The organism is Vibrio ziniensis, from assembly GCF_011064285.1.
GTDB lineage: Bacteria > Pseudomonadota > Gammaproteobacteria > Enterobacterales > Vibrionaceae > Vibrio > Vibrio ziniensis.
This window is the reverse complement of the sequence record NZ_CP049331.1, coordinates 2286098-2299297: the sequence shown is the minus strand read 5'-3', so window position 1 is coordinate 2299297 and position 13200 is coordinate 2286098. Positions and strand designations below refer to the sequence as shown.

The 13200-nt window shown below is 42.9% G+C and carries 15 protein-coding genes; 8 read left to right on the top strand and 7 right to left on the bottom strand.

Annotated features, from left to right (window positions below):
- Positions 1-25 precede the first annotated feature (25 nt).
- Positions 26-1171, top strand: a complete 1146-nt coding sequence (locus G5S32_RS10500) for a 4-phosphoerythronate dehydrogenase (protein ID WP_165311970.1) — start codon at positions 26-28, stop codon at positions 1169-1171.
- Entirely contained in the window at positions 1155-2168 is a 1014-nt protein-coding gene (locus G5S32_RS10495; RefSeq protein WP_165311969.1) for an aspartate-semialdehyde dehydrogenase, read from the top strand. Before G5S32_RS10500 ends, G5S32_RS10495 begins: the two co-directional genes overlap by 17 nt.
- A gap of 271 nt (positions 2169-2439) precedes the next feature.
- On the opposite strand, the gene fcrX is transcribed toward G5S32_RS10495, so the two are convergent.
- The gene (gene fcrX, locus G5S32_RS10490) at positions 2440-2889 is read right to left on the bottom strand and encodes a ferric iron uptake transcriptional regulator FcrX (protein ID WP_165311968.1); all 450 of its coding nucleotides are present in this window, start codon (positions 2887-2889) and stop codon (positions 2440-2442) included.
- A gap of 256 nt (positions 2890-3145) precedes the next feature.
- On the opposite strand from fcrX, the gene G5S32_RS10485 reads away from it, so the two are divergent.
- Complete coding sequence (locus G5S32_RS10485; RefSeq protein ID WP_165311967.1) at positions 3146-3661, top strand: DUF4442 domain-containing protein; 516 nt, start codon at positions 3146-3148, stop codon at positions 3659-3661.
- Here G5S32_RS10485 and G5S32_RS10480 read toward each other — a convergent pair.
- Positions 3654-4547 carry a LysR family transcriptional regulator gene (locus tag G5S32_RS10480; RefSeq protein WP_165311966.1) on the bottom strand — a complete coding sequence of 298 codons (894 nt, stop codon included), beginning with the start codon at positions 4545-4547 and terminating at the stop codon, positions 3654-3656. The genes G5S32_RS10485 and G5S32_RS10480 overlap by 8 nt on opposite strands.
- A 123-nt stretch (positions 4548-4670) precedes the next feature.
- On the opposite strand from G5S32_RS10480, the gene G5S32_RS10475 reads away from it, so the two are divergent.
- Complete coding sequence (locus G5S32_RS10475) at positions 4671-5090, top strand: CidA/LrgA family protein (protein WP_165311965.1); 420 nt, start codon at positions 4671-4673, stop codon at positions 5088-5090.
- Entirely contained in the window at positions 5083-5772 is a 690-nt protein-coding gene (locus tag G5S32_RS10470; protein WP_165311964.1) for an LrgB family protein, read from the top strand. The genes G5S32_RS10475 and G5S32_RS10470 overlap by 8 nt, the downstream gene beginning before the upstream one ends.
- 82 nt (positions 5773-5854) lie before the next feature.
- Here the strand turns inward: G5S32_RS10470 and fldA are convergent, their stop codons facing one another.
- From fldA to G5S32_RS10455, 3 genes are all read right to left on the bottom strand, one after another.
- Positions 5855-6382: a flavodoxin FldA gene (gene fldA, locus G5S32_RS10465; protein WP_165311963.1), complete on the bottom strand. Its 528-nt coding sequence runs from the start codon at positions 6380-6382 to the stop codon at positions 5855-5857.
- Between the two features lie 58 nt (positions 6383-6440).
- The gene (locus G5S32_RS10460) at positions 6441-6662 is read right to left on the bottom strand and encodes a DUF2788 domain-containing protein (RefSeq protein WP_117233393.1); all 222 of its coding nucleotides are present in this window, start codon (positions 6660-6662) and stop codon (positions 6441-6443) included.
- A 116-nt stretch (positions 6663-6778) separates the two neighbouring features.
- Positions 6779-7543, bottom strand: a complete 765-nt coding sequence (locus tag G5S32_RS10455) for an alpha/beta fold hydrolase (protein ID WP_165311962.1) — start codon at positions 7541-7543, stop codon at positions 6779-6781.
- Between the two features lie 92 nt (positions 7544-7635).
- On the opposite strand from G5S32_RS10455, the gene seqA reads away from it, so the two are divergent.
- Both seqA and pgm read left to right on the top strand, forming a co-directional pair.
- A complete protein-coding gene (gene seqA, locus G5S32_RS10450; RefSeq protein WP_165311961.1) occupies positions 7636-8208 on the top strand; it encodes a replication initiation negative regulator SeqA in 573 nt (190 codons plus the stop codon).
- 147 nt (positions 8209-8355) lie between these two features.
- On the top strand, positions 8356-10002 hold the full coding sequence (gene pgm / locus G5S32_RS10445) for a phosphoglucomutase (alpha-D-glucose-1,6-bisphosphate-dependent) (RefSeq protein WP_165311960.1): 1647 nt from the start codon (positions 8356-8358) through the stop codon (positions 10000-10002).
- A 73-nt stretch (positions 10003-10075) separates the two neighbouring features.
- Here the strand turns inward: pgm and G5S32_RS10440 are convergent, their stop codons facing one another.
- Positions 10076-10837: a DUF1853 family protein gene (locus G5S32_RS10440; RefSeq protein WP_165311959.1), complete on the bottom strand. Its 762-nt coding sequence runs from the start codon at positions 10835-10837 to the stop codon at positions 10076-10078.
- 152 nt (positions 10838-10989) lie between these two features.
- Here G5S32_RS10440 and G5S32_RS10435 point away from each other — a divergent pair, with 152 nt between their 5' ends.
- On the top strand, positions 10990-11748 hold the full coding sequence (locus G5S32_RS10435) for a Nif3-like dinuclear metal center hexameric protein (protein ID WP_165311958.1): 759 nt from the start codon (positions 10990-10992) through the stop codon (positions 11746-11748).
- A gap of 82 nt (positions 11749-11830) precedes the next feature.
- Here G5S32_RS10435 and G5S32_RS10430 read toward each other — a convergent pair whose 3' ends face one another.
- A complete protein-coding gene (locus tag G5S32_RS10430; protein ID WP_165311957.1) occupies positions 11831-13120 on the bottom strand; it encodes a citrate synthase in 1290 nt (429 codons plus the stop codon).
- Positions 13121-13200 lie beyond the last annotated feature (80 nt).

Genomic DNA, 13200 nt, shown 5'->3' with positions numbered 1-13200 from the left:
GTTAATTTCCGGGCGAAATTCTGCAATGAAAATCTTAATCGATGAAAACATGCCATACGCTGAAGAGTTGTTCAGCCAATTAGGCGAAGTAATTCTTAAACCGGGCCGCACACTGACGGCTGATGATTTAGTAGACGTCGATGCGTTAATGATCCGCTCCGTGACTAAAGTTGACGAAGCATTATTAGGCAAAGCAAACAAACTACGTTTTGTTGGTACTGCGACTGCAGGTATGGACCATGTTGATCAAGCGTTACTTGAACAGCGTGGTATTTTCTTTACCGCTGCACCGGGCTGTAACAAAGTTGGCGTTGCTGAATACGTAGTTAGCGTGCTGATGGTATTGTCGCAACAACATGGATTTTCTATTTTTGAAAAGACCGTTGGTATTATCGGTGCTGGGCAAGTGGGTACTTACCTTTCTGAATGTTTAATGGGAATGGGGATTAACGTTTTACTTAACGATCCGCCTAAGCAAGCAGAAGGGGATACGCGCGAGTTTACTCCACTAGATGAGCTTCTAACCAAAGCGGATGTGATTACACTGCATACGCCAATCACCACTGACGGCGAATGGCCAACGCATCATCTGATTAATAAACAAGTGCTAGAAAACCTGACGGGCGACCAGATCCTGATCAATGCTGCTCGTGGTCCTATCGTGGATAACGCTGCATTGAAAGCGCGTCTGCAAAAACAAGACGGCTTCATCGCAGCTCTGGATGTCTTTGAATTTGAACCTGCAGTCGATATGGATCTGCTGCCGCTATTAGCATTCGCCACACCACACGTCGCAGGTTATGGTTTGGAAGGTAAAGCGCGCGGAACAACGATGATTTTCAATAGTTACTGTGAGTACATTGAATCAAGCGCGTGGGCAAATCCTTCAGCTTTGCTTCCAATTGCACCAGTGCCAAAAGTGATACTGGAACGCGCTTGGGACGAAGCAACATTATTTAATTTGATTCAACTCGTCTACGATGTAAGAAAAGACGATGCGCAGTTTCGTCGTGAAATCAGTCAACCGGGTGCGTTTGATTTAATGCGTAAGAATTATTGGGACAGACGCGAATACAGCGCAATCACGCTAGTGGGTGATGAACAGTCCAACTTAGCACCGCTTGAAAAATTAGGTTTTAGAATTGAGGTAACCAATGAGCCAGCAATTTAATGTAGCAATCTTCGGCGCAACAGGCGCAGTCGGTGAAACAATGTTAGAAGTTCTAAAGGAACGTAAGTTTCCTGTTGATGAACTGTTTTTGTTGGCAAGTGAGCGTAGCGAAGGCAAGACCTACCGTTTCAACGGTAAGTCGATTGAAGTTCAAAACGTAGAGAATTTCGATTGGTCTCAAGTACACATCGCTCTTTTCTCAGCAGGTGGTGACTTATCTGCAAAATGGGCGCCTATTGCGGCTGAAGCGGGTGTTGTGGTTATCGATAACACATCACATTTTCGTTACGACTACGATGTACCGCTAGTTGTGCCTGAAGTGAACCCAGAAGCGATTGCTGAGTTCCGTAACCGCAATATCATTGCGAACCCGAACTGTTCAACCATTCAAATGCTGGTGGCGTTAAAGCCGATTTACGATGCGGTAGGTATTGAACGTATCAACGTATCGACTTATCAGTCTGTTTCTGGGGCAGGTAAGGCTGGTATTGACGAACTGGCTGGTCAAACGGCGAAATTGTTGAATGGCATACCCGCTGAAAATGATACTTTTAGTCAGCAAATTGCGTTTAACTGTATTCCTCAAATCGATGTGTTTATGGATAACGGTTACACCAAAGAAGAGATGAAGATGGTGTGGGAAACACAAAAAATCTTCAACGATCCTTCAATCATGGTTAACCCGACCTGTGTTCGTGTACCTGTGTTCTACGGTCATGCAGAAGCGGTTCACATTGAAACCAGTTCACCGATTGACGCAAGCCAAGTTATTGAACTGCTGAAACAAACCGAAGGCGTTCGTGTGTTTGAAGGCAACGATTTTCCTACTCAAGTACGCGATGCTGGCGGTATTGATGAGGTGCTGGTTGGTCGTATCCGTAACGACATCAGTCACCATAGCGGTATTAACCTATGGGTTGTTGCTGATAACGTACGTAAAGGCGCAGCAACTAACGCAGTACAAATTGCAGAAGTATTGGTTCGCGATTATTTCTAAGTAGATTTATACCAATCTGGAAATTATATGGTTCAGTGATTGGGTATGATAAGTAAATCTTCCGAGCCAAGGAAGGCTCTGCGGAGCATCATAGACGAATTATGCGTGTTTGCGTTTGATGCTTACTCACTGTTGCACCGATACTTAATCTGAGCACATTTTTTAACTAGAGTGGTTTTAGGCGTAATCCCACTTAATATGGCAAATGCAAAAAGCCGAGTGATCCTTTCACTCGGCTTTTTCATTTAGATTTTTGCACTGACAAATGGAATTATTTTTTCAGTTTGTGTGCGTCTGGGTTTTGTTTACAAGTGCCATCACCACATTTTCCGTAAAGGTACAGACTGTGGTTAGTCAATTGGACGTTGTATTGCTGTGCAATTTCTTTTTGACGCTGTTCAATCACTTCATCAGAAAATTCAATTACTTCACCACAATCTAGACACACAAGGTGATCGTGATGGTGTTGAGTTGATAATTCAAATACTGATTTTCCGCCTTCGAAATGATGGCGAGTTACTATACCTGCATCATCGAATTGGTTTAGAACTCGGTAAACCGTCGCAAGACCGATCTCTTCGCCAAGATCAATCAGCTTTTTGTAGAGCTCTTCAGCACTAATATGTTGGCACTCAGGCTGTTGCAAAACTTCTAAAATTTTTAGCCGTGGTAGGGTTACTTTAAGACCAGCATCTTTTAGCGCTTGGTTATTGTCTGACATATATCTTCCCGTTGATGATCTGCAGTAAATAACAGAATTCAATGTTGCTCAACATTATAGGTTACTCGCACTGAACAATAAACCACGAAGTTCAGGGGGTTACTAGTGTTTTCTCTTAAAGTCGTGCTATGTCACTGATAAAAGTGATTAGACCAGTTACAATTATTTAACATTAATTCTGTTTTTATTGACGCCGTATGCGATTCCTTTTGCGGGCGCAGGCGCAAAGCAATCTAGAGTCTAAGGCACGGATAGCATGAATAAAATACTCTCGAAGCTATATAAACCAAATATTGTGAAGTATGCATTGAATAGTTGGCCTCCTTTTTGGGGAGCTGGTATAAAAATAGAGTTTATTAGTGTGGATTTTCGTGAAGCTAAATTACGATTGAAATTACGTTGGTGGAACAAAAATGCCAACCGAAGCCAATATGGAGGCAGCATTTTCTCCTTAACAGATCCCGTCTACTCGTTGATGTTAATGGGTGTTCTCGGAGAGCAGTATTATGTATGGGATAAAGAGGCGAGTATTAACTTCATAAAACCTGGCCACTCTGACTTGTTCGCGGAATTTATGATTACCGATGAGCAGTTAAATACCATTCTTAATATGACGGCAACGGGAGATAAGTGTTTTCCTGAATTCATTATTCATGTGAAAAATGCCCGAGGTGAAGTTGTGTCAGAAGTCCACCGAAAACTCTATGTTCGTAAAAAACCAAAGTATCGCTCTGAAGAAGATGAAGAGGCATATACTGAGTCGGCTAATTAGAGCCGACTTTAGTTAAATATTCCCTACATAGATCCAACCATGCTTCTGCTGTTCGCGACACATATCTCTCCGAATGCCAAATAGCACCTAATTTCCAGTCAATACTCGGCGTCATATTTTTAACTATGATGCCTTCACCTTGAATTCGATGACATAAAGGTTCAGGTAAGAAGGCGACGCCAACCCCACTCTTAACAAGCGCGACAAGAAAGTCCCACTGGCTGCTACGGGCTGCAATATGTGGAACGATATTTTCACTTTTGCAAATCTGATCTATGTAGTCGCTTAATGTGAAGTCTTCGGTATAGAGATAAAAGGGTTCATTTTTTAATTGCTGCCAGTGAACACTGGGTAGGTCACGCCAAGGTTTGCTGTCTGGCAATATTGCACAGATAGGATAGGTATCGAGTGGTAGTGCATTGAGCTCTACAGCTGGATTGAGCGAAAGCATAGTAACTGCCACATCTAGCTCGCCGCTTGTGACAGCTTGTTCTATTTTTCTACCGCCGTATTCCACTATGGTCATTTCTACTTCTGGATAGCGCTGACGGTATTGGCGAATTAACCCTGCGTAGACATGGCCTACCATGGGAGGAATGCCGAGTTTAAGATGGCCTCGTTTTAGTTGATTAAGATCGACCAACTCCGCGTCTAGCTGAGACATCTGAGCCAGAACTTCTTGAGCCCGTTGATAAACAATTTCACCAGCATCAGTAAGAGAGAACAGCCTCCCTTGTCTGTGTAATAAGGGTTGGTCGACTTCTTCTTCTAAACTTCGGATCATTTTGCTGATGGTAGGCTGAGTCACAAACAGTTTATCCGAAGCTCGCGTAAAGCTTTTTTCATTTACGAGCTCGACAAAGTATCTCAGTGCTTTTATGTCCATGATAAGTATCCAATGATTCTGACTATTCCATAATGGCATAAAATTGATAATAAAAAGTCATTTTATGAAGGTTTTGCCTCTTCATATACTTAAATTCGTTATTTTGAGGTTGAGAACGGTTAGATGAAAAAGTTAGGCGAAATGTTATTGACCTTGTTCCAAATCGTGGCGTTAGCTCTGGTTTGGTTGGTTTCTGACTATCTTGTGCAAACATTTCAATTTCCGATGCCAGCCAATTTGTTGGGGTTGGTATTACTGCTTGGCCTGATCTTTAGCAAAGTAGTTAATGTGGAGTGGTTAAGAAAAGGAGCAACTTGGCTGCTGGCTGAAATGCTGTTGTTTTTTGTTCCTGCGGTTGTTGCAGTCGTCAATTATCAGGACTTATTACAGCAAGAAGGGATAAGAATAATGGCTGTTCTGCTGGTTAGCACAGTATTAGTTATTGCTTCAACCGCGTGGGTGGTGGAAAAGCTATACCGCTTTGAACTGAAAAGAGCACGTCAAAAAAGTAACCTTAATACCGTGGTAAATGCCCATGAGTAGTTCGTTATTGGGAGTTTTATGCTTGCTGTTAACGGTTGTTTTCTATTACGCCAGTAAGCTGCTCTATAAGCGAAAGCGTACCATTTTGTTGATGCCTCTTTTGCTGGCTCCACTACTGTTGGTTGCTATCGTCATTGGTTTCCATATTCCTTATCAAGACTACATGACAGATTCTCACTGGCTACTATGGATGCTTGGGCCTGCAACAGTTGCCTTTGCTGTCCCCATTTATGACAACCGATATTTGATTCAGCGTCATTGGCTGTCTTTATCAGTCGGTGTGTTGGTTTCTGTTTTTGTGGCAGTAAGCTCAACCGTGTTGCTTGCTCGCTGGCTTAATCTGTCTGAATTGCTACAAAAAAGCCTAGCAATGCGCTCTGTGACCACGCCTTTTGCCGTTGAAGCATCAAAGTCGATTGGTGGTCAAAGTGATCTCACTGCGTTATTTGTGGTGATTACGGGCTTGATAGGTATGGCGACGGGCGAATTGATATTGACCGTATGCGCTATTCGAACTCGGATGGGGAAAGGGGCGAGTTTAGGCGCTTCTGCTCATGGTGCTGGAACCGCAAAAGCGTATCAAATGGGTTCGTCAGAAGGCGTAGTTTCTAGTGTGGCAATGATGATAGCTGGAATGGTGACAGTATTGCTTGCGCCATTTATCGGGAAATTGCTTTGGTAAATAACAGAAGCAGTTGGACTAATCTACGAATAAAAAAGCCCCCGCATTTGCAGGGGCTTCTTATTAAGCGTAAGCGAAAAATTTAGTCTTCAAGCTCTGCAAGACACATCTCTTCGTAAACTTGTTGTACCCACTTAGTAACACGCTCTTCTGTTAATTCAGGTTGGCGGTCTTCGTCGATACATAAACCAACAAAGTGGTTTTCATCTACAAGTGCTTTCGATGCTTCAAACTCGTAGCCTTCTGTTGACCAGTTACCTACGATAGTTGCACCTTTTGCTTCAATGATATCGCGTACTGTACCCATCGCGTCACAGAAGTATTCTGCGTAATCTTCTTGGTCGCCGCAGCCGAAAATAGCTACCAGCTTAGTTGAGAAGTCGATTGCTTCTAGCTCTGGGAAAAAGTCATCCCAGTCACACTGAGCTTCACCGTAATACCAAGTAGGAATACCTAGAAGTAAAAGATCGAAGTTATCGATGTCCTCTTTGCTGCTTTTAGCAATATCTTGAACATGAACCAGATTTTTACCGAGTTGTTTTTGAATCATCTTTGCAATCGCTTCGGTGTTACCTGTATCGCTACCAAAGAAGATACCTACACTTGCCATAGAACCTTTACCTTTAAATTGTTATGGGTTGAGGGGAATGCGAAAAATAGGGAGGGAGTTAACCCAGACCTGTACCTTCCCAACTAAGTTGGATAAGACCTTTCGCGATAAACCCGGCACAACCTAAAAATAGAACTAGCCAAACAATACGACGACCAAAAACGGGAACATTGCCTTGTTTTAAAACATCTTTAATCGCCATCCCGATTAAGAAAAATATAGATGCAAAAAGCAAGTCGAGCCCGATTGATTCGAGCACATTCATGTAGTCGTACAGCATGGTTATCCTTTATGCCAATTTGCTTGCGCGCACTATACCATTGTTATTAAGCAAAGTTAATGGATGCAACATTACCGAATTCACACTTACTTGGCTTATTGGTTATTAATTACTCGTTAGTCAATGAACTTACGAATTGCTCGTAACACCTCTGCCGGCTTTTCTGCGTGCAACCAGTGTCCAGTATTGGCAATAACATGTGCTTTTGCTTGCTTAAATTGGGCTTGAATTTGCGGTTGATGTTCAGAGGTCAAATAATCCGAATTTCCACCTTTAATAAAGAGTGTGGGAACGTCAGAAGGTTCAATCGGTTCCCAACCGATGATATTCCAGTAATTTTCTTTAATACTTGGTACGTTGAAACGCCAAGTCATATGGTCATCTGTTTTGGTTAGAGACTTACCTAAGAACTGGCGAACACCATCTTCGACAATATGCTGAGCCAATAGATCCATCACTTCACTGCGAGATGCTGGTTTGTTCTCAAGAACGGAATCTAATCCTGCAATTACGGCATCATGTTTACGCTTGGTGTATTTAACCGGCGACATATCTAGCACAACGAGTTTTTCCACTCTCATTGGGTCAATATCGGCCAACTTCATGGCTACTTTCCCGCCCATTGAATGACCAATAACAATCGCTTTTTCGATATTTAAAGCTTCGAGAAGCTGTTTCACATCTTCTGCCATCAACGCATAGTCGTGTTCGTCACTATGGAAAGATTGACCATGGTTGCGCAGGTCTATACTTAGTACTTGGTGATCAGTTTTCAAATCGCGGGCGAGCAACCCTAAATTATCAAGGTTACCAAACAAGCCGTGGATCAAAACAACGGTGTGACCCTCACCTTCGAGTTTATAATTTAGAAGTGCTGACATTTTATCTTATTAGTGATTGGTTTAACGTAGAGTCTCGGCGAAGATCTCGCTATAATCCCCAAGAGTTTAAACATTGAGATTGTGAAAAGCGAATGAAAACAATAGAGGTTGATGAGGATCTATACCGCTACATCGCGGGTCAAACCCTTCATATCGGTGAGAGCGCGTCTGATATTTTGCGCCGTCTGTTGGATGTAAACCGTAAGAGTACATCTTCTGTAAAGCCAGAAGCACCTGTTGTGGCTGTTGAGACGAAAAGTATTCCAGTTACTCAGCAAGGTATCATGGTAAGTAAAGATGCCGCTCAAGAAGAGAAAGTTGATAGTGTCAAAGAAATGCGCACTTTACTCATTTCTGATGAATTTGCAGAGTTAAAGAAAGCGGTAGATCGTTTTATGCTCGTCCTATCGACTCTTTACCGTATTGATTCGGCAAGTTTCTCTGATGCTATGTCAGTTAAAGGCCGTAAACGTGTTTATTTTGCTGACAACGAGCAGACCCTATTAGCAAATGGTCAAACGACGAAACCAAAAGCGATTCCGAATACGCCATTCTGGGTTATTACTAACAATAACACGAGCCGTAAGCAGCAGATGGTTGAGCAAGTGATGACGCTAATGAACTTCCCAGCAGACATTATCGAGAAAGTGACTAACGCCATCTAAATTGGCGAGTGTCACTAATAGAGTTAAACGCGATCTAATTCTCGAACTTGCAAAACAAAAAAGTCTGATTTAAACCTCATAATGCACAATACAAAGTTCGTATTATGAGGTTTTATTTTTGTCTGAATTTATAGAAAGGATGTCACAATGGCTATGCACCCTCGTGCAGGACAGAAAGCGCAACAACAAGATTTACATAACATTCCAGCGCTAGTTGCAAATTACTTCCTACTCCAACCAGAACCAAGTAACCCAGCTCATAAAGTGGAATTTGGTACTTCAGGTCACCGCGGTACTGCGGATAAATCAACCTTCAATGAAAATCATATTTTGGCGATTGCTCAGGCAGTAGTTGAAGTTCGCGCAGCTCAAGGGACTACGGGTCCACTCTTTGTTGGTAAGGATACGCACGCACTTTCTGAGCCAGCGTTTAGCTCTGTGGTTGAAGTACTGATTGCCAACGGCATTGAAGTGATTGTTCAAGAGAACAACGGATATACACCGACTCCAGGTATTTCACATGCAATCCTGACTTACAACTTAAAGCATGATGCAAAAGCAGACGGAATTGTGATCACTCCGTCTCACAATCCACCTCAAGATGGTGGTATCAAATACAATCCAACGCACGGTGGCCCCGCGGAAGGTCAGCTAACCAAAGCAATTGAAGATCGTGCAAACACAATCATCGCTGCAGGCATGACGGATGTGAAGCGGGTGGCAATTAGTGAAGCGAAGCTGTCACCACTATTCAAACAAGTGGATTTGGTTAAGCCTTATATTGATGACCTAGTAAATGTTATCGATATAGATGCCATTCAAAAAGCGAATTTGAAAATCGGTGTAGATCCATTAGGCGGAAGTGGTATCGATTACTGGCGTCAAATTGGCAAAGCCTACAACCTAGATTTAACGTTAGTCAGCGAAGCTATTGATCCAACATTCCAATTCATGTCTTTAGATAAAGACGGTGTTGTGCGTATGGACTGTTCTTCACCTTATGCGATGGCAGGCCTACTTGCACTTAAAGATGAATATGATCTGGCCTTCGGTAATGATCCGGACTACGACCGCCACGGTATTGTGACGCCAAAAGGCTTAATGAATCCAAACCATTTCTTAGCGGTATGTATTGATTACCTTTACCGTCATCGTGAAGGATGGGGACAAGAAGTCGCTGTAGGTAAAACTCTGGTCTCAAGCGCTATTATTGATAAAGTGGTGGCGGATCTTGGTCGTGAACTGTGTGAAGTCCCAGTAGGCTTCAAATGGTTTGTCGATGGCTTATACAGTGGGAAGTTTGGCTTCGGTGGTGAAGAGAGTGCAGGGGCTTCTTTCCTACGTAAGGATGGAACTCCTTGGTCAACAGATAAAGACGGCATCATTTTATGCCTGCTTGCTGCTGAGATCACTGCTGTAACAGGCAAGAATCCACAACAGTATTACGATGAATTAGCTGCCAAACACGGTGAATCTAGCTATAACCGTATTCAGGCCGTAGCAAACGGTCCTCAGAAAGATGTATTAAGTAAGTTGTCGGCTGAAATGGTTGCAGCTCAAACACTTGCTGGTGACCCGATTACCGCTCGTCTTACCCATGCTCCTGGCAATGGTGCCGCAATTGGTGGTTTGAAAGTCACGACTGATTTTGGCTGGTTCGCGGCTCGTCCGTCAGGCACGGAAGATATCTACAAGATTTACTGTGAGAGTTTTAAAGGTGCTGAGCATTTAGCTCAAATTGAAAAAGAAGCTCAAGAGATTGTAAATCAAGTGTTTAAAGCCGCTGGTTTATAGTTCTATCTATAGTGATTCAAAATCGAAGAGAGGCGATGTGTTCGCCTCTCTTTTTTTAACCTTTGAGATAATGTCAATTAGGTTGGTCTTGTGTTGGCCATGCTTCTGGCAAAATAAACCAAAATACACCTGACTCTGATTGGCAGTGGACAAATCCTTGTTGCGGATCTGAATAAGGTATTGAGGTTTCGTTTCTGCCAGTTAACCACTGCGCTTTATCGAGTAAATAAAGTGGTTCTTCAATTAAGTGAGCTTGTGATTGATAACACCAACGACCTTGAATCTGGTCTGGGTTGATAGAAAACCCTAAACACTCATTGGGTATCGATTCTGGCGTAAACGGGTTGATATACAAGCGGCCTTGCATCAGAAGGTGTTGAGAAGCGTTAGACCATAGTGGGTGATTTTGCGAAAACTGCTCTGTACTCGATAGAGGTAACTGATGATTAAGCATGTGGGATAGCTTTAAGTCGAGCCTATCTTCAGCATTCGGACCATACCAAAGACCTTGATGGAGCAAATAGAATTTCACTGCCACTTCCCAGTGTTCAAATTGTTCTGTTTTGCGGTTTTTGAGAATGAAATCAACAGAGCCTAAGGTTTTCCCCTCATGAACAAGCTGTATTTCTTCCGCGATGGCACTGTAAGTCGGCGTTGATTTGAAAAGTTCTGAGCACAGATGTTGGTATATAAACCCGAGTCTTTGATTGCCTTGATATGCTGACCATTTCGTCTGCGTTGGCTTGGAAAACGGCACTTTGCTTGCAATTGGTGGTGAAGCTTTAAATATTGATGGGGTTGTCGTGACCCAATCAATTAACGGTTTTATATCCATGGTGTTACATCCATATAGTTACCCGAGCATATTTCGACAATTTATTCTGAAATCTTTATACCCAAGTAACCTCAATATGCGCTGAATCTTGCATCTTGAGGTTACTTGGGTATATATAACCTCGTCATACCCATTAAGCAATGGAATTTGAGATGAATAATTTACAGTTTGAAGCGTTATTGAACGCGACTCTCTCTCCGCAATTAATTAAAGATTATTGCCCTAACGGTCTTCAAGTAGAAGGTCGAAAAGAAATAAAAAAAATTGTCACAGGTGTGACGGCATCAAAAGCTCTTATCGAACAAGCAATAAAGTTCAACGCCGATGCAATTTTGGTTCATCACGGCTACTTTTGGAAAGGTGAAAGTGAAGCTATTCGTGGCATGAAAGGCGAGCGTATACGTCAATTGATAAAGAATGACATCAACTTGTTTGCTTATCACTTACCACTTGATATTCATCCTGAGCTTGGCAATAACGCGCAACTCGCACAGTTGTTAGATATAGAGGTTCAAGGTGGTTTAGAAGGGCATCCACAATCAGTGGCGATGTTTGGTACATTGCAACAGGAAACCACTGGTGCTGAATTAGCTCAACGTATAGCGACGGTATTAAATCGCGAGCCACTGCATATTGCACCAGAGTTTGCAGATAAGACAATTAGGCTGGTTGGGTGGTGTACTGGCGGTGGTCAAGATTACATTGAATTGGCAGCCTTACAAGGTATGGATGCTTTTATTTCCGGTGAGATTTCAGAGCGGACAACCTATTCAGCCAGAGAGCTAAATATCCATTATTTCGCAGCAGGTCACCATGCTACAGAGCGCTATGGTATTAAAGCGTTAGGAGAATGGTTGGCTGAGCAACACGGATTTGATGTGACTTTTATCGATATTGATAATCCGGTCTAACAGACCATGAACCCATTTAGATGAAATGAAAAGAGCGAGATAAATTCTCGCTCTTTTTTCTTTAGTACGTATTAATACGGAGTTACTCGCGCTCGTGTAGAGGCTCAAATTCACGCATTTTAAGACCAGTATATAGCTGACGTGGTCGGCCGATACGGTTTTGTGGGTCGCTGTGCATTTCGTTCCAGTGTGCAATCCAACCGATAGTACGAGACATCGCAAAGATTACAGTGAACATAGATACTGGAATGCCGATAGCTTTCAGAATGATACCTGAGTAGAAGTCTACGTTAGGGTAAAGTTTCTTCTCGATGAAGTATTCATCAGACAGCGCGATACGCTCAAGCTCCATCGCCACATCCAATAGTGGATCTTTGATGTTTAGCTCTTTAAGCACATCGTGACATGCTTCGCGCATAACAGTTGCACGAGGGTCGTAGTTTTTGTAAACACGGTGACCGAAACCCATTAGACGGAACGGGTCATCCTTATCCTTAGCACGTTCAACATACTCAGGAATCTTGTCTACAGAACCAATTTCTTCAAGCATACGTAAACATGCTTCGTTTGCACCGCCATGAGCTGGTCCCCACAGGGATGCGATACCTGCTGCAATACATGCAAACGGGTTAGCACCAGAAGAGCCGGCTAGGCGTACTGTTGAAGTCGATGCGTTTTGCTCGTGGTCTGCGTGAAGGGTAAAGATCTTATCCATCGCGCGAGCAACCACTGGGTTAACGTCATATTCTTCACAAGGTGTTGCAAACATCATGTGCAGGAAGTTTTCTGCATAGCCAAGATCATTACGTGGGTAAATGAATGGCTGGCCTACAGAGTACTTGTAACACATTGCTGCCAAAGTTGGCATTTTAGACAGTAGACGGTATGCCGCAATTTCACGGTGTTGGTCGTTATTAATGTCTAAAGAATCATGGTAGAAGGCTGCAAGAGCACCAACTACGCCACACATAACTGCCATCGGGTGAGCATCTCGACGGAAGCCGTGGAAGAAGCTCGCAATTTGCTCATGAACCATAGTGTGACGAGTTACAATTTGTTTGAACTCTTCATATTTTTCACGAGTAGGGGCTTCACCGTAAAGAAGTATGTAACACACTTCCAAATAGTCGGCGTTATTGGCTAATTGATCGATTGGGTAACCGCGGTGTAGAAGAACACCTTTGTCACCGTCGATGTAAGTGATTTGAGATTCACAGGATGCAGTGGCAAGAAACCCTGGGTCAAATGTAAAGTAGCCATTTGCTCCAAGTTTGCGAACGTCGATTACTTGAGGGCCGATACTCCCGTCCATAATCGGCAGTTCTATTGGTGCTTTACCTTCAATATGAAGGGTAGCTTTCTTATCTGCCATAACAATCTCCTTTGTTTATTATTTAATCCGTCCAGGATGTTTTGTGTGCCTTTTTTTACGTCTGATCCACATCAAAGTCA